Annotated in this window: 17 protein-coding genes; 7 read left to right on the top strand and 10 right to left on the bottom strand. The window is 47.9% G+C overall.

Annotation, left to right across the window (positions count from 1 at the left end; all coding sequences use genetic code 11):
- Window positions 1-79: 79 nt before the first annotated feature.
- Both LOZ80_RS07845 and LOZ80_RS07840 read right to left on the bottom strand, forming a co-directional pair.
- The gene (locus LOZ80_RS07845) at window positions 80-976 is read right to left on the bottom strand and encodes an SMP-30/gluconolactonase/LRE family protein (protein ID WP_238170903.1); all 897 of its coding nucleotides are present in this window, start codon (window positions 974-976) and stop codon (window positions 80-82) included.
- A 45-nt stretch (window positions 977-1,021) separates the two neighbouring features.
- The gene (locus LOZ80_RS07840; RefSeq protein WP_238170902.1) at window positions 1,022-2,875 is read right to left on the bottom strand and encodes an FMN-binding glutamate synthase family protein; all 1,854 of its coding nucleotides are present in this window, start codon (window positions 2,873-2,875) and stop codon (window positions 1,022-1,024) included.
- Between the two features lie 257 nt (window positions 2,876-3,132).
- Between LOZ80_RS07840 and LOZ80_RS07835 the strand changes: the two genes are divergently transcribed.
- Both LOZ80_RS07835 and LOZ80_RS07830 read left to right on the top strand, forming a co-directional pair.
- Window positions 3,133-4,284 (top strand): MFS transporter, encoded by a 1,152-nt coding sequence (locus tag LOZ80_RS07835; protein ID WP_238170901.1) that lies wholly within the window; start codon window positions 3,133-3,135, stop codon window positions 4,282-4,284.
- A gap of 50 nt (window positions 4,285-4,334) precedes the next feature.
- Window positions 4,335-5,117 (top strand): 3'-5' exonuclease, encoded by a 783-nt coding sequence (locus LOZ80_RS07830; protein ID WP_238170900.1) that lies wholly within the window; start codon window positions 4,335-4,337, stop codon window positions 5,115-5,117.
- 91 nt (window positions 5,118-5,208) lie between these two features.
- Here LOZ80_RS07830 and LOZ80_RS07825 read toward each other — a convergent pair whose 3' ends face one another.
- The 5 genes from LOZ80_RS07825 to LOZ80_RS07805 form a co-directional block, all read right to left on the bottom strand.
- Window positions 5,209-5,586 carry an IDEAL domain-containing protein gene (locus LOZ80_RS07825; RefSeq protein WP_238170899.1) on the bottom strand — a complete coding sequence of 126 codons (378 nt, stop codon included), beginning with the start codon at window positions 5,584-5,586 and terminating at the stop codon, window positions 5,209-5,211.
- A 63-nt stretch (window positions 5,587-5,649) separates the two neighbouring features.
- Window positions 5,650-6,744 carry a GerAB/ArcD/ProY family transporter gene (locus LOZ80_RS07820; protein ID WP_238170898.1) on the bottom strand — a complete coding sequence of 365 codons (1,095 nt, stop codon included), beginning with the start codon at window positions 6,742-6,744 and terminating at the stop codon, window positions 5,650-5,652.
- A gap of 16 nt (window positions 6,745-6,760) precedes the next feature.
- On the bottom strand, window positions 6,761-7,003 hold the full coding sequence (locus tag LOZ80_RS07815; RefSeq protein ID WP_238170897.1) for a hypothetical protein: 243 nt from the start codon (window positions 7,001-7,003) through the stop codon (window positions 6,761-6,763).
- A 6-nt stretch (window positions 7,004-7,009) separates the two neighbouring features.
- The gene (locus LOZ80_RS07810) at window positions 7,010-8,203 is read right to left on the bottom strand and encodes a Ger(x)C family spore germination protein (protein WP_238170896.1); all 1,194 of its coding nucleotides are present in this window, start codon (window positions 8,201-8,203) and stop codon (window positions 7,010-7,012) included.
- A 30-nt stretch (window positions 8,204-8,233) separates the two neighbouring features.
- Window positions 8,234-9,775 carry a spore germination protein gene (locus LOZ80_RS07805; protein ID WP_238170895.1) on the bottom strand — a complete coding sequence of 514 codons (1,542 nt, stop codon included), beginning with the start codon at window positions 9,773-9,775 and terminating at the stop codon, window positions 8,234-8,236.
- A gap of 163 nt (window positions 9,776-9,938) precedes the next feature.
- On the opposite strand from LOZ80_RS07805, the gene LOZ80_RS07800 reads away from it, so the two are divergent.
- The gene (locus tag LOZ80_RS07800; protein ID WP_238170894.1) at window positions 9,939-11,498 is read left to right on the top strand and encodes an SWIM zinc finger family protein; all 1,560 of its coding nucleotides are present in this window, start codon (window positions 9,939-9,941) and stop codon (window positions 11,496-11,498) included.
- A complete protein-coding gene (locus LOZ80_RS07795; RefSeq protein ID WP_238170893.1) occupies window positions 11,495-14,434 on the top strand; it encodes a DEAD/DEAH box helicase in 2,940 nt (979 codons plus the stop codon). Before LOZ80_RS07800 ends, LOZ80_RS07795 begins: the two co-directional genes overlap by 4 nt.
- 1,009 nt (window positions 14,435-15,443) lie before the next feature.
- On the opposite strand, the gene LOZ80_RS07790 is transcribed toward LOZ80_RS07795, so the two are convergent.
- Window positions 15,444-16,943, bottom strand: a complete 1,500-nt coding sequence (locus LOZ80_RS07790) for an MDR family MFS transporter (protein WP_238170892.1) — start codon at window positions 16,941-16,943, stop codon at window positions 15,444-15,446.
- A 143-nt stretch (window positions 16,944-17,086) separates the two neighbouring features.
- Between LOZ80_RS07790 and LOZ80_RS07785 the strand changes: the two genes are divergently transcribed.
- Together LOZ80_RS07785 and LOZ80_RS07780 are read left to right on the top strand one after the other, a co-directional pair.
- Window positions 17,087-17,740, top strand: a complete 654-nt coding sequence (locus tag LOZ80_RS07785; RefSeq protein ID WP_238170891.1) for a TetR/AcrR family transcriptional regulator — start codon at window positions 17,087-17,089, stop codon at window positions 17,738-17,740.
- A 4-nt stretch (window positions 17,741-17,744) separates the two neighbouring features.
- The gene (locus LOZ80_RS07780) at window positions 17,745-18,608 is read left to right on the top strand and encodes a helix-turn-helix domain-containing protein (RefSeq protein WP_238170890.1); all 864 of its coding nucleotides are present in this window, start codon (window positions 17,745-17,747) and stop codon (window positions 18,606-18,608) included.
- Between the two features lie 77 nt (window positions 18,609-18,685).
- Here the strand turns inward: LOZ80_RS07780 and LOZ80_RS07775 are convergent, their stop codons facing one another.
- Window positions 18,686-20,095, bottom strand: coding sequence for a HEAT repeat domain-containing protein (locus tag LOZ80_RS07775; protein ID WP_238170889.1), 1,410 nt, complete (start codon window positions 20,093-20,095; stop codon window positions 18,686-18,688).
- A gap of 285 nt (window positions 20,096-20,380) precedes the next feature.
- On the opposite strand from LOZ80_RS07775, the gene LOZ80_RS07770 reads away from it, so the two are divergent.
- Window positions 20,381-21,277, top strand: a complete 897-nt coding sequence (locus LOZ80_RS07770) for a helix-turn-helix transcriptional regulator (protein ID WP_238170888.1) — start codon at window positions 20,381-20,383, stop codon at window positions 21,275-21,277.
- A 76-nt stretch (window positions 21,278-21,353) separates the two neighbouring features.
- Here LOZ80_RS07770 and trhA read toward each other — a convergent pair whose 3' ends face one another.
- Window positions 21,354-21,998: a PAQR family membrane homeostasis protein TrhA gene (trhA, locus tag LOZ80_RS07765; RefSeq protein WP_238170887.1), complete on the bottom strand. Its 645-nt coding sequence runs from the start codon at window positions 21,996-21,998 to the stop codon at window positions 21,354-21,356.
- Window positions 21,999-22,045: the final 47 nt, after the last annotated feature.

Raw genomic sequence — 22,045 nt, 5'->3', positions numbered from 1 at the left:
CAAACAAATAGAGGCCGGCAGGCTTTCGCGTGCCGACCCCCCTTGCCCAAAATCAGTCCGGCATCGTCGATAATTGCTATTATTCCTCTATCAAGGCCTCTCCGAACGAATATGTTTTCGTCCCCTTCACACCGGGTTTGACAGCGAATAGGCCACCGGCATGCGGTTGATCCGCGGCCTGTTCCGGTTGAAGCCCCTTGCGCGCCGTCGTAATATACAAAACATCTAAATCCTTGCCACCAAAAATGCATGATGAGGCTTTGGCTGCGGGAACTGCAATGGACGACAGCTTTTGCTTGGTGCGAGGATTCCAGCGGGACACCTGCCAACCGTCCCAATGCGCAATCCAGAGCATCCCCTCTTCATCGATGGTCATGCCGTCGGGAAATCCTTGCTCATCCCGAAAATCGATTAAGACCTGCGGGTTGCTAATATGTCCTCGCTCCGCATCAAAATCAAAACTGTACACCAACTTCTTCATCGAATCTACGTAGTACATTTCTTTCTCATCCAGGCTCCAGGCGATACCGTTGGACACGCCGACCCCATCAAACACTTTGCGATAACTGCAATCCGTGTCCAGCACATACAATGCGCCGCTTTCCGATTGTTCTGCGTTGTCCATGGTGCCCGCCCAGAACCTTCCTTGGGCATCGCACTTCCCATCATTAAAGCGATTGCCAGGGATATGCGCTTCTGGATCTATCAAGGCGGTTAATGTACGATCCAATAGATCGTACATTTGAAAACCCGATTGCGTAGCTAACATCACCTTGTTATCCCCTGCAGGCACAACGGCTCCAACATATTCGCCGATTGAAAAATCCTCGTTTTCCCCTGTAACTGGATCGAACCGCCCGAACTTTTGCCCTATAATATCAACCCAATACAGCTTTTCTTCCTTGGCATACCAGCTTGGCCCTTCTGCCAGGGTCGCCTTAGCATCCAGGACTAGCTCCACTTTCTGAAAACTCATTTGCCAAACTCCTCTCTTTGTTAACGCTTAGGATTCTTAGAATGCTTAGGATGATTTCACGGCATGAATAGGAGGAAACGCAACCTCAACTGGAAGTGGAGATAATTTATCCATTCGCGTAGCCAGCGCATTTTTATCCTTGAAAGTGACATGGCTTCGCTCGAAAAGCACGGGAGACTCGAGCCCGCACGATGCGCCTAACATGAAGACACCTTCACGCAAAGTAGCCAAATAGTTCGCTGTGCGAAAACGCTTCTCTTCGACGACAAGCCCTTGCTTGAGCTCCGGCTTATGACTTGTGACGCCTGTCGGACATTCATTGGTATTGCATTTAAGCGCGTTGATGCAGCCAATTGTATTCATCGCTGCTCTTGCTACATTTACGAGATCAGCGCCGAAAGAGAAGGCAATCGCCATTTTATCGGCTGTTGCCAGCATACCACTGGCGAATACTTTGACGCGATCCCTAACGCCATATTGACGCAGTGTATTATCAATGATGAGGATCGCCGAGTAAAGCGGCAGCCCTAGCGAGTCCGCCATCTCCATGTAAGTGGCGCCTGTGCCGCCTTCCCCGCCGTCAACGGTGATGAAATCCGGCGCCTGGCCGGTTTCCTGCATGTATGCGGCCATCTCTTCAATGGCATGTTCACTGCCTGCTACGACTTTAATCCCAACCGGTTTGCCCGAAATCCGCCGCAATTTCGCAATAAAGTCAAACAAGCTGGGGATATCATTGAAATCGGTAAAGCGATTCGGCGATTCCACATCATAATTCCAATCCATCGGTATGCCGCGGATTTTGCGGATCATCGGGGTCAGCTTGCTCTTCGGCAGCTTGCCGCCCCGCACTTTAGCGCCTTGCGCCAGTTTCAGCTCAATAAGCTTTACTTCCGCTCTCCCAGCGGTGCGCAGAAATTCAGCTTCATCGAAGGTACCGATGGCATCGGAGCGCGAACCATTCTTCGCCGAACCAATTTGATAAATGAGGTCGGTTTCTTTTTTAAGCAAGTAGCCGCTGGCAGCCAGCCGATTTACAGCCAGAATGTAAGGATGATCCTCCATTGCAAAAACATCCATGGAATCGTATTCGATATGCGCTAATTCCTTAAGAATTTCAAAATTGGAAACGAGCTTGCGCTTCTTAATGAAGTCATAAACAATAAGTTCATCCGGTTGCACAGGCGTTTGGTGCGTGTGTTCCAGCATTTCATACACTTTGGATAAATGATAGGGCGCTAAGCCCCCTTCACCCGTGTTCATCCACGTTCCTGTTGCAATAGCAGCACCTTGCGCCAGCGCCATGACCGCATGATCGGATAACGACCCGAAACTCATGGCCGAAATTCCAATGAACCCTTTGGTTTTGTACGGCTCCGGCACTTGATTGTATTCACCGATAACAACCGCGTGCTGATCCTGCAGCAGCCATGGATTCGAAGAGGTTTGGAACCTTTTCTCCTTTCTGGAGATCATTCCCTCACTCATGATTTGATATTTGTAGGTGGTTGTAATCGGCTTGGATTGATCGACGGCAAGCTCATTCATATTTTTGGGAAACATCGAATTATTCAAGAAAAAGCCTTCTTGCGAAAAGTCTTTGCGCGAGCCAAAGCCAATAACCGTTGAGCCATATTTGCCCGCTTTGGCAATATAGCCTTGCGTATCGCGATCAATCGGCTTGCCCTCCTTATCTCCCCAAATAAAATATTGCCGCAGCTCGGGCCCAAGCATCTCGAATACATAACGCAGTCGACCGATGACCGGATGTGTTTTGAGAATGGAATGCTGCTTCTGAATATAGCGATCCCACACATACACACCCGCAACACCTACTGGCAGCGCTAATATCACTACTTTGGTCATAATATCAATAAACGTCCATAGCCATTCGAACATGTGCAACCCCTCTTTTCCCATCTGTATACAAGATACATTCGCAGTGAATGAGGCAGATTCCTCTAAGGAAACGCATACAACTTCCAACTTCTGCCTATCGAACAGAACGAACAAGATAATCAGGCGCATCAGCAAATAGCTTATCCTTGTTCCGCTGCCATCTTTTCCTACTTTTTCTTTGGCATCTTACACGCCGCGTGATAGAATGGAGTTTTCATCAGCTTTATGCTAATTCACCAGGAAGGTAAAGGTCATTCATGAATTCTTCAAATCGATTGCGTACTTTCAACTTTTTGTATTTTGCCTTACTCGCCATGTTCATTTCATTTCTTCCCGTTTATCTGGATGCACAGGGTCTGCCTGCAACGAAGATTGGCTTGATTATCGGAACAGGCGGTATCATCACGATATTCTCACAACCTCTATGGGGCATGATCAGCGATCGAACCAAAACCATTAAGAAAATTATGCTGCTCCTCTTAGGCTGCTCCACGATCATTGGTTATCTGCTGTATGCTTCCAATAGCTTTCTAGTGCTGCTTATGTTTACGATGTTGATGTACTTCTTCCTCATGCCGCTTGATCCTTTGACGGAGAGTCTTAATTTCCAAACGGCTGAAGCCAACGGTGTTAGCTATGGCTCCATCCGGACTTTTGGCGCTGTCGGCTATGCCGTCATGTCGCTGGCTGTGGGCTACACGATTCAATATCTAGGCCTCAATAGCTTGGCTCTTTTATTCGCAGCATTTGGTGTCATCAGCGTCCTCATCTGCTTTTCCCTGCCTGATGCGCCTGTAACTGGCAAACCGATCACGCTAACTAGCTTGAAAAAGTTCCTAAGCAATAAAGAAACCATTTGGTTCTTAATGTTGATCTTCATTATTGCAGTCCCTCAGCGTATCAACGATACGTTTCTGGGTGTCTATATTCGCAAATTAGGCGGCAGCCCGGATTTAGTCGGCTTAGCCTGGTTTCTTGCCGCGGGCAGTGAAATTCTCGTATTTGCGCTCAGCTTCTGGTGGCTCCGCAAAGGCAAAGAATTGGCGATCATCGCCTTCTCGGCTGTCTTTTACTTTATCCGCTTCTTCATGTCCGCCTGGGTAACAGACCCACATGTGCTCGTTTATTTGCAGCTATTTCAAACCTTCACTTTCCCCATCTTCTACTCGGCAGCGATTCAATATCTGTACCGAATCGTGCCTGAAGAATGGCGTGCCACTGGACAGACCGTCTTGGCTCTGCTCTTCTTCGGCGTATCCGGAATCGTCGCTTCGTATATCGGCGGATGGTTCTATGAAAGCTTTGGTGGAAAGCCTTTATACCTATGGATTTCAGGGATGTCCTTTATCGGCCTGCTGTTTAGCTTGATTCTCAGCGCCATTTATGGAAAAAGGAAGATGGTATCCTAAGTTTTTTCTGTTAAAATGGAAAGCACAGAGATGGAACGGGGGCAAACAACATGGACTACATTATTCTTGATATCGAATTTAACGGCCGCAAATTTGCAAGTGACTTGCCGATGGAAGTCATCGAGATTGGTGCCGTAAGGCTGAATGCTTCCTTAGAAGCAGTAGATGAGTTTTCTTTCTTGATCAAACCGGTATATTTCTCCAAACTGAACAGCTTTATTAAGAAAAAAACCGGCATCCCGCAAGAAGAAATCGATCAAGCGGACGGTTTCCGCAAAGTCATCGGGGATTTTATTGCTTGGTTAAACCGCAGTGAACAACTGCTCCTGATCACTTGGGGCGGCGAGGATTTGAAACGCATTGTATTCGATACACGCATGCATAAGCTGGATGATGCTTACTGGATGGCAGCGAATTATTTTGATCTTCTAAAAGGATATATCCGCTACAAGAATGTGAACAATGATGTGAGCGTCGAAGGCGCATTGCTTGACCTGAATATTGAAGCCGAAGGTTCGGCACACCGAGCCTTGGACGATGCGCGGATGACCGCGGAAGTATTTCGGGCGATTTATGGCCACCTAGACTTCGACCGCAAACAGCAGTACATTGACGTATATGCCAATGCCAAAGAGCGCCGGCTTGTGAAGACGGCCATCAAAGCCATCACCTCGCAGAAGGTTGTACCTACATGGGAGCTGTTAATGGAGCATTATTTTACAGATAAAATGGCCCTTACCGATCCACGGAAAATTGCCGAGCTCCAGACGCTTTTTGCCGCCGAGATGGTTAAGGCGAAGCCCATGCCCGTTCAAACGCCTTCACAGCAATAAAACCAATCTAGCCCGCGGCTAGCATTAAAAAAGCCAATCCAGATGACCTCCTTGCGGACAAGTCAACGGAATTGGCTTTTTCTCATACAAATCAAAACTGGTCAACACCCAAGCGGTTCGTGTAACCCGTTGGCATAAATTCATGTTCACTGCGATTCGAACCGTTCTGTTGAAGGGTGAACAACGTGTCTGTGAGCTCCATAAACCACTGTTCATCCCGTGTTGTCAAAGCAATATCAATTAAGCTCTTGACTTGATCTTCTATATCAAATGCCGCTACAGGCAATTTCTTCATATCCTGCTGAGCGACTTCCATCACTTTGCCAATCGCAGAATCATGATCGGATGCGATGACATAGATGCGAGCCACTCCATGCCGACTATCCATCGATTGAACAAAACCGTGAATCAATTCATCCTCATTGGTCGTTGCCATAACCCAATCACTGATTTTAATGCTCATCATCATCACCGCCACTTCTTATTTGTAAGTAACTTTATACTGTAATTATATTTGTTACAGAATGAAAAGTCAAGCGCCCTTTCTATTTTTCCATATGCACATCATTAACAGGATCAATGGATATACCAGTCCCAGAATCAAAGCCTCTGAGGTCCATGTCGAAGAGTCCCACTTACTTTTGTAGACAAAGTTCGGATAGATGACAAGCGAAAGGACGGTCACAATCATGCCTAATGGAAAAATAAGTACTTTCCCTTGATTGGGCAGTTGAAACACTTGCCCGAATCCTACAATCATCGCATAGAAATACAGGGTAAGCTTGAAATAAACAAAAACGAACCATAGAAACGCGACAATCACCTCGATACGCTGCAAAAAATTACCGACATTAATCTTCCTTGCCAGCACATAGGTTGGATATATTTGCGTTTCTGTGTTTGCCGGGCCCAGTACAGTCGTACTTACCACAACAAGGATCATCAGCATCAGGCCGCTGAGCAAGCCTCCGTAGACATAAGCTTTTCCTATTTGGGGCTTCCACACCACCACTGAATTAAAAGCGGCAAAAGTGATAAATAAGGGCAAGTAGGAATAGTTCACCACCTGCAAGGCGCCGCGTATCAACGACATCCCCTTCAATTCACTTATTGGCAGCAATTGGCCAGGTTTGATCTCTGGGATAATTAACAAAATAAAGACGACAAACAAGAGGATAATCCACGGAAAAAAAATTTCCGCCGTACGGGCTAAATTGGCAATACCAAAATTAACGCCGATCATAACAGCGATAATAAACAAAACATGAATAGCTTGAAGCGGAGTATCCGGCATAATTTGCGTTGTAATAAAGCTGCCAATGTAATATAAAACCTGAGCACAAGTAATCAGCAGTGTGCAAATAATGATCATGCTGATCCCTTTGCCCATCCAGCGGCCAAAGAGCTGTTCATTCATTTGATACAAGCTTTTCTCCGAATTCCGCTTGAAAATGAGCATATACAACCATAAGAAAAACATCCCGCTCCCTGTCCCAATCACCTCGAGAAGCCAAGCATTCTGCTTGGCTTCATTGGCTAAGGCTGATGGGACGACCAGAATGGTTGTTCCGACCATGAAGAGAAGGACAAGTATCATCATTTGCCTCGGGGAAAGCATCTCATTCATTATCAGCACCTCCGTTTCACGCTTTAATGAGATCCATCGCAAGCAACAGTTTCGTGATCGGCTGCATAATCAGAGAGATCCAATCTCCTGGATTAGGAATCGGTTGCCCCAATACTCTTAACATGACTAAAAGGTTCCCTAAGCCTAGAAAAATAAGATAAACGGCTGCATTCCCCTTGGCCCCTTTACTGCGTAGTTTCGGAACTTCAATACTAGCGAAAAAGATAGAAATCGCGAGTATACAGATTCCCAGCACCATCTCTCCCTACTCCTCTACACGATTTACTGGCGATTTACCGATCGTGCCTGTACTGTTGATATTCGTATCAATTTGAATATGGATTGGCAGTTGGTTAAACGTCTTGTCCCAGTCATTCTTGTATTGGTTCCAATAGGTGGGATCCGCGCGGTGTACAGCTGTGCCAAATCCAAACACATCGGTTCCTAAGCTTTTAGCTTTCTGAATGGCTTTCTCCATCAGCGATTTTTCTACTTCGGAAACTTTTTCGTTCACCATGTTAATCGTCTCCATTTTGGTTAGATCAATCTGGCATCCAACACTTGAAATGCTTCCCTTCACCATGCTTTTCACCCAAATTTCCGGTTTATTATTGATCATCTTACTGCGAATATGCGTGTGGACATTCGAAATATCAATCCCTATATTGCCTCCTTCCTGACAAGGAATATGAATTGAAGTACGTTGAACACGATCCGTAATCAGTGAAAAGCCCCTTGCTTCGTTTTCATCCAACCAGCCCAGCAGCTTATCCTTCTTAAACATGCCAATTCCCGCATGCTCGAACTTCACTAACGGTGACGCAAGCCGCAAATTCGCTGCTTCTTTTCCTTTTGTTTTGTCCCCGCTGATCCGAATCCCGCTGAGTACAGGGTCCATCCCCTCGCCCAGTATATTGTTGACGACTTCGTCCAGCTTAATGGATGCGACGTGCGACCATTCCTTATTCGCCACTTCCAGCGCATTAAAGATGTAGTTAGCCGGAATTTTTTCCAACGGGGTAAAGATGCTTAACACTTCTTTCGCTGAGCTTTCCCTGGCAATGACCACATTGAAATCCGAACGAATTTCATTGCCCCGCATCAAAAAATCAAGCGGTTTGGCAATTCCTTGCTTCGCCACATGCTCCGAGATGACCACAATCCGGATATGGGCAAAAAATATTTTCCTAGCGAGTGAAGCCGTCAATCGACGAACAGCTTCATTCAAGGTAATCCCTTTGGCCGAATACACAACAATCGATGTGTTGGCGCTATCTTGTTTTTTAGAAAAATCGGCTGGATTTACGATCTGAACGGTTAAGACATACTGATTGTCTTCTATGTCAATGCCGATTCCCTGCGCAATGGATATGGCATTCAATTCTTTGCGGCTCCAGCAGCCGCTTGTCATTAGCACAGCAGCGATCAGACATATAACCAGCAATAGTCGATTAATCACACCCACCTCGAGGAAATTCACTTTTTCACACTACTGCGGCTTGCGTTTGGCTTCCTCATTCTGCTTGCTTATTTGGCTAATGCGTGAAAAGGTTCTTTGGAAAGGCAGTCGAAACATCGCGTCTCTTTGCCTATCCAATTCCAGTGGCGCAAACGGGCTCAGATAAGGTACGCCGAAGGATTGCAAGCTGTTTAAATGCATGACGAGAACGAGCAGACCGACAAAAATACCTACCAATCCAAAGGAGGCTGCCAAAGCCATCATCGGGAAACGAAGAATACGAATGGCATTGGATAAGTCATAAGAGGGAAATACGAAACTGCATATCGCCGTTATCGAGACAACAATGACCATCGCGGCCGAAATGATTCCGGCTTCAACAGCGGCTTGACCGATAACCAAGGTGCCCACGAACGACAACGCCGAACCGATACTTCGCGGCATACGGAGCGCTGCTTCCCGCAATACTTCGAACGTGACCTCCATCATCAAGGCTTCGATAAAAGCCGGGAACGGCGTCCCTTCTCGCTGGGCGCTCAAGCTGATCAACAGTGATGTCGGGATCATTTCTTGATGATATGTTGTAATCGCAACATAGAGGGATGGCGCCAATAAGGCGATAAGAAAGCCCGCATACCTCAGCATGCGGATCAAAGTGCTTATATCGACTCGGTGATAGTAATCTTCGGATGCTTTAAGGAAAGTTTCGAACAAGGCCGGCGCAATTAATACGAAGGGCGTTCCATCCACTAGAATCGCGATCTTCCCCTGCATCAGCTCCAGCGCAATCACATCAGGCCGCTCGGAGTTGTATAATGTAGGAAACACGGTTATTTGCTGATCCTGTATCATTTCCTCAATATTGCTGCTTTCGAAAACACCATCAATCTGAATGCTGTTCAATCGTCTCCGCACCTCAGCAATCAAGGACTCGCGGGCAACGCCTTTTATGTAAATAAGAATCATATCCGTCTTCGTTACGTTGCCGATCCGAAATGTTTCTAACCATAGATTCGGATCCTTTATTTTTCTTCGAATCAGTGCTGAATTCGTTCTGATGGATTCTGAAAAAGCTTCCCGCGGGCCGCGAATCACGGTCTCTACACTGGTTTCCGAAACGCCTCTGTCCTTCCAGCCCTTGGTATTGGCCGCCAGGGCAATCGCCGAGCCTTCAACGAAGATAACAGAATCCCCGGACAGCACATGGTTGAGGACCAGTTCCATATCAGAGATTTGATTGATTTCGCCAATGGCGAGTGTAAAAGATTCCATGATCTTTAGCGGATCATCTTCGGGACCTGCAAGGATCGATTCCGACATCAACGATCTCATGATAAAATCATTGATAATCGTCACATCAACCAGGCCATCTGTGTAAATAATCGCCATGGGTCTGCCAATCGCGTGAAACATACTTTCACGAATAATGATATCCGAGCTGTAGCCAACGATTTGTTCAATATAATCGATATTCGTTTTCAGATTAGGTGATATCGGCGTAGAAGTCGATGGTGCCGATTGAACAGTTTGCGGTTCTATATGCTTCTTCGAACGCAACCAACGAGCAAACATGATGGATTCCCCTAAAGCAGTTTGACATGCCTTCATTATCCCCTCTAAATTCTGGTATATACATCATTGGAATTGATCAAATTTACAATCTCCTGATCACTCTTTATACTTAGAGGATTGTTAGTTCCGTTCATTCATCACTATTTTGGCAAGGAGCTTCTTAATGAGTTCTACTCCCCTTTTAAATGACAGCCAGTGGTTGAAGTTAATCGAGTATGTAGCCGCCACCTATAATGAAGTTACACTAAGTCGAGGTTTTACACATTTTAAGCAGGAACAGGTAAAACAACTTACGATTTCTGAAGGGCGCACTGTTCAAGCCCGAGTTGAGGAAGCCGATACCTATCAGGTTTCTTTGAACCTGGACAAGCTTAGTCTGAGCCAATGCACATGCCCGGTTCAGCATGCTTGCAAGCATCTAGCCGCCGTCATGATGGAGCTGGCTGACCGCCAGGGTTACCTTCCATCGCAAATTATGAACGCCAAACTCTATCTCAAACGGGCTGCTGCCAGCTCCGACCTGGACTCTGCCATGCAGCAATTGCCCAATATGGATGTCACGGGCTGGCATCGCTGGCTGAATCAATACACGTCATCTATCAAACCGTCCTTGGATCAGAGCACCTATGCGGAAAGTTTACGAAAAAGCTTGGCGTCGATAACCAGGGCTTCTGTTCCTTTTACAGATCGGGAATATCCCTACTGGGAACTCCATCAATCCTTGTTTATTTTGCGCAAAATAAAGGAACTGCAGTTGCAAGCTGGTCCTATTCACTATTCGTCTTCAACAATTTACCGTATCGCTGAGGATCTGCAAATTTGGCTAAAAAACCAGGGAGACGCCGTCGGTTCATTGGAAAGCAGCGCCCTGCTGCAACAGACTTCAGCCTACTGCAGAGAACAGATGGCCGAAGATGCCGGTCAGAAGTATCATGATTTTGGCATCTATATGACCTTCTGGCAATATTGGATTCTCCCTGGGCCTGAGGCTGCCTCTCTCCTTCCTGCAGAGATCGCAGAGTTGGATAAATGGTTGGATGAACATCCGACTCCTTCCCTTGCCGCAGCCAAAGCTTTTCTGCTTTTACGGATGGCCAAAGGCGATATGGCCTGGAAAGCGCTAGAAGAAAGTCCAGGTTTCAAAGCTGCTCCAGCTAGTTTATTCATCACTTTTCTAACGCTACTTATTGAAACTCAGAACTGGGAAATCCTTGTGGATTGGCTGCATAAATCCAGCTCTTTTTTCAATACGAGACGAACCAGAGAGCTTGAAATCTATGCAAATATGTGGAAAACAGCCATTGCACACGTTCCAGAATCCGAGGAACAAATGTGGCGCATTTTCGAAGATTTCCTGCCGCAGTCCTTGCGTGTCATTGAACAAATGCTGTATGAGCAAGAGAAATGGAAGCCTTGGCTAGAGATGCAAATGCTGTTTGGCCACGATCCCTTTCACCACCGTGTCAGTGTGCTCCAGCCAATCGAAAAGGCTAACCCTTCGCTGCTGCTGCCCTATTTCCATCAAGCGGTGGATCATTATGTGAGTTTGAAAAATCGGCGCGATTACAAAGCTGCGACCCGGCTGCTGAAACGTCTGGAAAAAGTATACAAAAAAATGAAACAACCCGAGCGTTGGGACTCATACTTCTCAGGGTTCGTAGAACGTCACAGCCGTTTGCGGGCTCTGCAAGAGGAGCTCAGGAAAGGAAAGCTTCTAGAATGATCACTAAACTGCATGATATGACGATCCATGTGACCTTAGCCGAAACCGGCGATGCATTGCTGTGGGGATTTCAAGATGGACGTGATCTACCCGGTGAAACCTTGCGCAAGCTGCTCTTCACCTGGCATGAGCCCTCCTGCTATGGAACATTATTGGAAGTAAAGCCAGCAGGCGATGTCACTGTCGTTATCCTTCCCGTAGAGATGGTTCTTCCGTTCTTCGCTGATCCAAGTTTTATGGATGTTCTAAGGTGGGAAGGCGGCAATGGCTGCGCAAAAGGGCTGCTAGAAACTGCCCATCTGCTTCATCAAGCCGCCAAGCAAGGCCACTATGTGCCAAGTTACCAAGCTTACCGTGAAGGAACACTGCTGTGGAACTGGGACGTTGAAGCCGCAGAACTTAAAGAACTTGATTGGGCATCACACTATGGTCGAGCTGAGTTCAATCAAGTGAAATCGGGCTTGCAGGCTGCATTCTCCGCAGTCGTAACGGCTGAGCACTATCCCGATGAAGCTGCGCTTGCTGATCTTAGGCGTGAATATCCGGCACTGTTTCACGGACGTAAGTCCACGAATGCTTCCGCCAATGCCTATACAGAAGATGAATGGCTGCAATCGCTCGGCTGGAAGCCTGATACAACGCCCTTCCGACCAGCCCTTCAATTGCTGGAACCTGATGAGGAAGACGACGAATGGCGTCTTCGTCTCGTCTTGCAGGATAAAACGGAAGGCGCAATAGTAACGCCAATCCGCCTATTCACAGATGGACAAGCCACAGGCGCATGGCCTGGTGATTGGGGTTCATCCATTCAAGATCGCTCCCCTGGCTGGACAGCAAGATTGCAAGAAGCTTTGCCTAATTTGAGCGATGGGGATGAGCTATTGGCTGAACCGCTAAGCGATGAAGCGGCATGGGAATTTCTGACCACAGACAGCCGCCACCTCCTTGAAGATGGCTGGCACGTCATGCTGCCAGCCTGGTGGGAAGCTGCCTCGAAGCGGAAGCCGCGTTTGCGCGCCAAAGTAACTTCCGATGTTGGCGGCGGCGGCAAAGGTCAATCGCTGTTTGGTCTCAATGCCTTGGTCAACTTCGATTGGCGCATAGCGATTGGTGATTCAGAGCTTAGCGAAGCTGAGTTTGCGGCACTTCTAAGCCGCAACGAACGCCTCATCCGATTTCGCGGTCAATGGGTTTATTTGGACCCCGCGCTGCTGGAGCAAATCCGCAGGCTGATGGCGAGTGTCAATCCAGATGAAGGTTTGTCCTTGCAGGATATTTTCCAACTGCATCTGCTCAATGAAGCTGAGAACGGCGCTAAGCAGCCAAACGCAGGCCTCACCGAAGAAGAAGAAAAAGAGCAAGAAGCACGCATTCAGTTGGAAGTTGAATTGAACGCGCATCTGCTTGCCCTGCTGCGCCAGCTTGGCCAGCCTTCCGAACTAACCTTATTAGAAGTTCCGACGGGGCTGCGCGCGCATCTGCGTCATTACCAGCTCGAAGGCTTCACTTGGCTGAGCTTCCTGCGCAAATTCGGCTTGGGAGCTTGTCTAGCAGATGATATGGGACTTGGGAAAACGGTCCAATTCATCACTTACTTGCTGCATCATCAAGCGGAGTCTTCCTCTCCTGCTCTGCTTATCTGCCCTACTTCCGTGCTTGGCAACTGGCAGAAAGAGCTCGCCCGTTTTGCGCCAGAACTCAAGGTTGTGCTGCATTATGGCAAGGGACGACTAAGCGGAGATGCGCTGAATGCCCAATTGAAAGAGGCGGATATCGTCCTCACCTCTTACACGACCGCATTAATGGACCAAGACACACTGCAAGAAACCGTATGGAGTTCCCTTTGCTTGGACGAAGCCCAGAATATTAAAAATGCCCAAAACAAACAATCCGCGGCTGTCCGAGCCATTGAGGCCAAGCACCGCATCGCCTTGACAGGCACACCGATTGAGAATCGATTATCAGAGCTTTGGTCCATCTATGATTTCCTCAATCCCGGTTATCTGGGCAACCAGCGCGGATTTCAACACCGCTTCGCCAACCCGATTGAGAAGCATCAGGATGAGGAGCGCACGGTTCAGCTCCAGAAGCTCGTGAAACCTTTTATGCTGCGCCGCAAAAAGAAAGATCCTGCGATCCAGCTTGATTTGCCGGACAAGCAGGAAATGAAGGTCTACATGAATCTGACCGCCGAACAAGGCGCTCTGTATGAGCAGGCGGTCAAGAGTCTGCTTGAGCGGATGCAGAAGCTCGAGGGCATGGAGCGCAAAGGCGCCATCCTCGCAGCGTTAACGCAGCTCAAACAGCTCTGCAACCATCCGCTGCTGCTGACGAAAGAAGCGATGCTCTCCGAGGATGCGCTGCAGGATGAAAACCAGCGCGAAGCTTTCGTTGCGCGATCCGCGAAGCTGGAGCGGATCGTAGCCATGGTCGGCGAGCTTAGGGATGAAGGCGAGTCTTGCCTGATCTTCACGCAGTACGTCGGCATGGGACGTATACTCGCTGATGTTTTGCAAGCAGAGCGGAACGAGCCTGTGCTTTACTTGAATGGCAGCACGTCCAAAACAGAACGTGACAAGATGATTGACACGTTCCAAGCAGGCGGCGCTAACGGTCCTGGGATCTTCGTACTATCCCTGAAAGCCGGCGGCGTCGGGTTGAACTTGACCGCGGCGAATCACGTGTTCCACTTCGATCGCTGGTGGAACCCCGCCGTGGAGAACCAGGCCACCGACCGTGCCTATCGCATGGGACAAACGCGCAACGTGCTCGTGCATAAGTTCATCTCTCTAGGCACATTGGAGGAACGAATCGACGAGATGCTCGAGAACAAGATGAGCCTCAGCGAGAATGTCATCTCCACCTCCGAAGGCTGGATCACGGAATTGTCCAACGATGAGCTTCGCGACTTGTTCACGCTTCGAAAGACTTGGTGATAGTGAGATGAGGCGCGGAAAGTAGCAGTTGAAACGGATTTAGAGCCACTGGGTGCACTTATCTGTGGCTGAAGCGCGGATTAGCTAGCTTCTTGAGTGAATAAGAGTCTTTGGAGGCTTCTATCTGCGCCGAAAGTAGTTGTTTCCGCGGATTAAGAGCCTCTGGAGGCTCTTATCTGTGGCTGAGGCGCGAATTAGCTAGCTTCTTGAGTGAATAAGAGTCTTTGGAGGCTTCTATCTGCGCCGAAAGTAGTTGTTTCCGCGGATTAAGAGCCTCTGGAGGCTCTTATCTGTCATCAGCACAGATGGGCTGACGAGCAATTAGTTGTGCCTAGCTTAACCATTAGGCGCGCCAGTAAGAAAAGCGGCTTTGCCGCCCTAAGAGATGAGCGTCTTCATAACGGTTTTCAGCAAACTAGCGGATCCTAGTTCGCTTTGGGCTTTGCCATGACAGAGAGCGTCGTGTGAAAAGGAACTATGATCCGCTAAATGCCGGGAATTGGGGTAAACGTAGCATGAAAGGGAACTGGGATCCGCTAAATGGCGGAAACTGGGTTAAATGCAACATGAAAGGGAACTGAGATCCGCTATTTAAGCGGAACCTGCTGATTCCGCCGGAAAACTGGTGACATAGCGGATCGTAGTTCCCTCTGGCGTGGAATATGGCGGTTTTCAGAATGATAGCGTACTGTAGTTCCCTCAAACTCGCTATAATGACACATTTCCCTATAATCGCGGATTGACGTTTCCTTATCTCCGCGCGATAGCTAAGCTAGAGGATCTCATCCTGCCAAGGCTTGTTTATACCTCCAAACCAGCAGCAATTCAACACATAAGTACGTTCACAGCTACCTTGTTCTCCTCTCATCGCAATGTACAAAGAAACCGTTCCTTTCGTAAGTGGGTGGGTGGTACCTCCATTTACCAAAGAACGGTTTCTTTTTGTTTACAAAAAATGAGAGGGTGTCCCAAGTCATTTCCATGACTTATGGGACACCCTCTTAATCATTTAGTGCAAACCCTCTAACGCGACTTCTGTTTTCACCGCGCTTGATGGCTGCTCCTTGCCTCGGCGCAAGAACAAGCCCAAGAAAACACCTGCGATCGCAATGAACAGCATCACACGGAACGTATGCCCGAATGCTTCGGGCGCAACAGCAAGCATCGCTTTTTGCAAGTCCGCCGGTCCGTTCACGGGAATCTTCTGCGCGGCAATCGTTGAACTCACACGAGAAGAAAGTATCGTTACCAGCGTCGCCACTGCGAAGGAATTAATAACCTGCTGCATGGCACTGGTCAGGGAGGTTACCCGGCTTACCAAGTCCGATGGAGCTTTCTTGATTAAATGAGAGTTAAGCGGCATCATCATCAGTCCCATGCCTGAACCAGCCATAATAAGCGGAAGGATTAAATCAGAACCTTCTGTTGTTAGGTCGACATGCGAATATTGGAAGATCGCTCCGGAAACTAAGCTTAATCCGACAACGACTAGCCAGCGCACCCCGATTTTATCAAACAAATAACCACCAATCGGCATCATAACAGCAGAGGCGATCGCTTGCGGGAATAATGTCATTCCAGTGTCAAAAGCTCCGTAGCCGCGGGCCTGCTGCAAGAATTGCGGCAGTAGGAAGATCGCGCCAAAAAGACAGAACTGCAGCACCCATTGCACGAAAATACCAAAAGAAAAGTCAATGGATTTAAACACGCGCAGCTCAAGCAAAGGTACCTTGGCTTTCAATTCAACGATGATGAAAGCAATTAATGCGACAGCGCCAATGATAATTCCGCCAAGCGTTTTGCCGGAGGACCAGCTTTCAGCGCCTTGCGTAATTCCATAGGATAAGGCTGCGAAAGCAATCGGCCCAAGAATCATACCAGGTAAATCAAAGCCTGCTATTTGTTTACGAGCCACCTTAGGCAGCTTCCACAAGCCAAATATAAAACTGAAAATACCAACAGGAAGATTAATCAGGAAAATCCAGTGCCAGGAATGATATTCGACCAACCAACCAGCGAGAATAGGTCCAATCGCGGGAGCTAACAATATAGGAACGCCCAGCATCCCCATGACCTGACCGATTTTATTCGGAGGGCTAAGCCGGAATACATACGCCATGGCTACAGGCATAACGAAGCCGCCGCCCAAACCTTGCAAGATACGGAAAATAATGAGCCATTCAGCACTATTGGGGGTCGCGCATAACACGGATGCGATCGTGAACAAGAGGACGGATGTCAGAAAAACATTCTTTGCCCCAAATCGATCGGATAACCATCCAGCTAACGGAATGACCGCAGCAGTAGCCAGCATATAGCCTGTTACTGTCCATTGTATCGTCGGCAAGTCGGTTTTAAAATCAACGACCAACTTCGACAAGGCCACATTCATAGCCGTTGAATCCAGAATAACCATGAAAATACCTGTAATAATAGCGATCAACGGTACCAAAATACTGCTAATCTTAAATTCCGGTGCTTGATCACCGGATGCTGATGTTTGACTCACGTATGGTTCCTCCTTCGACAATCTCTCTCTTTTTGTGTTACAATAGTAACGGACAATTGTCCGCAACCCAATAATACGGACAATTGTCCGTTTTGTCAAATGATTATTTTGTAATCGGATTGCTGTTCAGGAGGCGTACGCAGATGAAACATATAGATGAACCCCAAGATTCCTTGTATGCACTTGAAGTTGAAGCTAAACTTAGCTGTGGTCGTCGCGAAGAGAAAGATTCGGAGTACCGCAGACGCATTCTGACGACAGCTCGCAACTTGTTCAAGACCCATAAGATTGACACCGTCACCATGCATCAGATCGCCAAAGAAGCAGGCGTTGGACAAGGGACACTGTACCGCAGATATGCACATATTGGTGAGGTATGCAGTGATTTACTGCGTTCAACCACCTCGCAATTTATCGCGTCACTGGAAGCAAGGATCGCGGATACAACTCGGGAAGGCACTGCCTTAAATCAAATGTCCGAAGCGATCATCATGATTATTGACTTCATCGATGATAAAGCTTCCTTGCTCTCTGCCATCAACCTGATTTACACGGATAAGGAACGGTTCTATTTGCATAAAAAACCGATTTATGTTCGTTTGCACAATCTGCTTGCCCCATTAATTGAGCGGGCCGTGAATCAAGGTGAAATCGAACAGATTGACGTTACCTTAACAGTGAATACCATCCTTGGCTCCCTCATGCCCGAACAATATTTGTATCACAGAGAAGTTCTGGGCTATACCAAGGAGCAATTCATCTCGGGTATCTGTCGACTATTCGTGAAAGGAATCTGAGTTCATGCGATCCGATATGAATGAAAGTCAGCGCACCTTTTGGAAGAAATATATTGCGAAGGCCAGACTGGATATGTCATATGCAGCCTATACCAAGGTCCCCTTTTCCTGGAAAGACGAGAATACCGCGTGCCCCTTTAATCGGCTTTATTTTATTCGTGAAGGGGAAGGCTACGTCCGGATCGGGGATCAAACGTATTATCCTAAGCCCGGAGAATTGTATCTCCTCCCTGCTGGCAGCGATCAAGCTTATGGGACCATCAGTGAGGATACGTTCGGCAAATACTGGTGTCATTTCACAGCGAAAATCGGAGATTTGGATTTATTTCAAATTTTGCAGACTTCCCCCTTCATCCCGCTCAAGGATCCGGAGGCGTTTCAACTCCAGTTCGATCAGCTCATTGCCTATGCCAAAAGTGACGAATTAACTTCTGAATTCCGAATCAATGCGATACTGTTGGAATTTATCGCAGCGTATATCGAGCAAAGTGAAGTTGTTAAGCTCAACATTGCCTCAACGCCTACTTTTGAGAAAATGAACAGTGTGCTTCAATACATGGAACAGCACATTGCAGAGAACGTATCGGTCGATACCTTATCTCGTATCGCACATTATCATCCTAACTATTTTATCAATGCTTTCAAGCAGTTTACCGGGTATTCTCCGATTCAATATATGAATCATTTGCGCTCAGAGAAGGCGAAGGACTATCTCACTACTACCGAGCTTAATGTATCGCAAATCGCCGATATGCTGGGGATGGAACTATCCTATTTCTCGCGCATGTTCCGTGAGCAGACCGGCTTCAAACCGACAGCTTTTCGTGAGCTGAAACCTAAGATACCCACTGATTTCTCTGCGTTGTAAACGACTACAAAAAGGCCTGTGCTCTGAAAGTTCCGCGGACGGAACATTCAGAAACACAGGCCTTTCATTTGTATGTCTTACGGGTAAAAAGCGTTAGCTTTGTTCGTTGTCGGGCACCAACGGGAATTCAGCAAAAATTTGATCAGCGTATTCTTAGCCCGCTCGGAGCCGATATAATTCAGGGATTCTGCGGCATGGGCACGCACATACCGATTCTCATCCTCCAGCGCTGCGGCCAATTGCGGTACTGCGGCTTCCGCCGACGCCCCCAAACGAGATAGAGATAAGCTAGCCATGAAGCGAACTTGCGTGTTCACATCCTGCAGGGCATTCGCCAACCCAGCGACAATCTCGTCGATTGGAGCCGTCATATAACCAAGCGCATCAACGACCGCGATGCGGATCGCATCTGCCGGATGGCCCAGCAGTTGAAGCAGCGCAGGCACCGCCTTCGCAGCTAACCTGCTTAGTTCGCCTAATGCAAATACCGCGCGTACGACGACAGCTTCTTCCTTATGATTTAAGGCTTCGATCAAGCCGTCTACAGCCTCTTTGCCAGCAGCGGATAAACCATAAGCTGCAACGCGAGAAACTTGTTTCTGATCACTGTACAATCCTTCCAACAAAGCTTCAACACCTTGAGGACCACGCCTCGCCAAATCATATGAGGCATTGATAGCTGTAGGTTCGAAGCCACCCAATTGACCTGCCAGCGCCTTGATCTGTTCAGGATCAGTTGAAGCGGTTCCCGCCAAACTGCCTATTTCCCCGGAAAGCCAATTCCACGTTTCTTCCCACATCAGATCATTCTCCGCAATAGGCGCCAATAGATTGACCGGTCTCTTCCATCCGGTTTCTTGGTTATTCCAACTCGGTTCCTGCGGCATCTCTGTGCGCATGAATTCAAATTTCAACATATAGCGGGGCTGCCCGAGAAGGTTGGGCGTTGAGCGATGCCAGATATCATAATGGATCAACGCAAAGGTCCCTGCCTCGCCGTTCGCCAGCACTTCACCCTGCGGTTCATTCGATTCGAAGTTGCGAGAATCATAATTCTGAGTCCCTGGCAGAATGCCGGTTGGTCCTAATTCCACGGGTGTATCTTGCGGGAAATACATGATCATTGCCCAATTCGGATGGTGATTCCGCATCCGCTCATAGCCCCAGTAGCTGTCCTTGTGCCAGCCTCCGGCTGTTGCCGACGCATTAAAGTGACCATGCCGGTGGGCATGCATCATGTAATTAGCGCCAAGCACACTCGTTAGTGCTCCGGTGACAACCGGGTGATCAAATATTTTTTGCACTTCGCGGATACGCGGCAGCAAGTTATTACCCGGGTTCCCCTCCTCGGTGTATACGGTATTCAATTGTTCCAAGAGTTGTTGATGAAATTCGGGTGAAAAATCAGTTTTGAGTAACAGACACCCGTTTGTAATAAAAGTCCGCATTTGCTCATCTGTCAATAATAATGGTGTATTTGGCTGCATGTAAATCTGGCCTCCTTGGCGTTGGATGATTGCAGTAACAATACCCTTATTATAAGAGCGACACCGGCAAGTATTAATAGACGATCTTAATCAGAGGTAGCACAAAACTAAGATAGCTTTGGCTTAGTCCGGATGATCCCAGCTTCGTACTCCCCATTGTCCATCCCTCCTATATTGAGTTATGATCATTTAATAAAAGCATTATTATCGCATAATACGCCAACTATCTATCTAATTTTGTGTAATGCTTCTCGTATTTAGCTTTTGGAGGAAGTGAGGCCCCTAATGACATACCCACCGAATTTAATGGAACGCACGCCTGGATGGAGCAGCAGCTATCCGATCTGGTTCTATCGCAACCACCCCGATAATGCGAGTAAGGACGCCAACATTCTCTATCTCCATTGGCATGAGCATTTCGAAATTATTGACATGCAATTCGGCCAAGCTGTCTTTCATATCGATAGTCGTCCCTACGAAGTCGCCGCCGGGGATCTTCTATTCATTCCCTCCGGCGCGCTGCATGTGGGCTACAGTACCGCAGATGAGGAACTCGAATATGTTGCAGTTGTCTTTAATGCTGCTCTGCTTCGGGTACTGCCGCCTGATCCTGCTTACGAGCGGTACATCTTGCCCTATCTGGATGGCCGTGTCCATTTCCCGGCTAAGCTTCCTGCATCCGATGAGCTTGCCGAACCATTTCGCAGGCTAATTCGTGAGTCTACCGCTGAATTTGAGTTAAAGCCGCCCGCTTACGAGCTGGTTATCAAACATAACTTTCAGCTTCTGTTCACCCGATTGTCGCGGCAGTACTTGCCGGACAAGTTTGCGGATAAACCCGTTCCTGCCCGCCATTCGGAATCATTCAAACCGCTGATTGAATATCTGGAAGCTCATATTGCTGAACCGCTTTCAGTCGAGCAGGCTGCGAAGATGGTTCATTTAAATCCTTACCATTTTTGCAAAACGTTCAAAAAAATGACCGGACGCACTTTCGTCGATTATATGAACGGGCTGCGCATTCATGAAGCTGATCGCTTGCTGCGGGAAACAGATGCTACGGTAACGCAAATCGCCGAGCGCATCGGCTGCGGGAACCCGAACTATTTTACCAAGCTGTACAAAAAATATAAAAATTATCCGCCCTCCGAAGCAAGGCGAAGATCGCTGCCCCCCTATTGATGCATAACAGCAAGATACCGAGATAAGATGAAAGTCACCTTGGAGAAGGATGCGCATGGCACATGAGTTTACGAGTTTATAGCAGCGATGGCATGACATAGGCATACACCGCAATGAAGTGGCAGCTGCTTCCACCTAGGACGAACAGATGCCAGATCGTATGATGATACCTTAATTGGCGCCACAAAAAAAACACTAAGCCTATAAGATAAGATGATACACCCAATAAAATCCACACTACAGCCGCGGCAGGAAGCCGCTCGTACAAAGGAGCGATCAGGGATATCATGAAGGCTCCCATCATGAGGTAGAAACAGAGTCCCCATGGCAGAAAACGGTGGATAATGAACTTCACATAGCGAACGCCGCCGATGGCCAGCACCCAGATCAGCCCAAGTAATGAGTAGCCGATCCAACCGGGCAGCGTGATGAGCAAGAACGGCGTATAGGACCCTGCGATCGCAATAAAAATGGCTGCGTGATCCAGCCGCTCGAACCGCTCTCCCCATTTGCGTGAACGAGAAGCGTGGAGCAGCGTCGAGGACAAATACACCAAACAATATGATGCGCCGTAGATCAGATTGCTAATTGTGTAGGTCAAATCCTCGAACAATGAGGATCGCTGAAGCAGCATCACAAGTCCGAATATGCTGAGCACCATGCCGATGCCATGACTGATCGCATTCCATCGTTCTTCCTTTAAGTGCAGTCTATCGTCCATACAAAAGGGTCACTCCTCTCTGATTATGCTAGGTTTTCCCATGGTCG

It is taken from the genome of Paenibacillus sp. HWE-109 (assembly GCF_022163125.1).
In the GTDB taxonomy this organism is placed as follows: Bacteria; Bacillota; Bacilli; order Paenibacillales; family NBRC-103111; genus Paenibacillus_E.
Note: the sequence above shows the minus strand (reverse complement) of the source record. Positions and strands in the feature narration are given on the sequence as shown.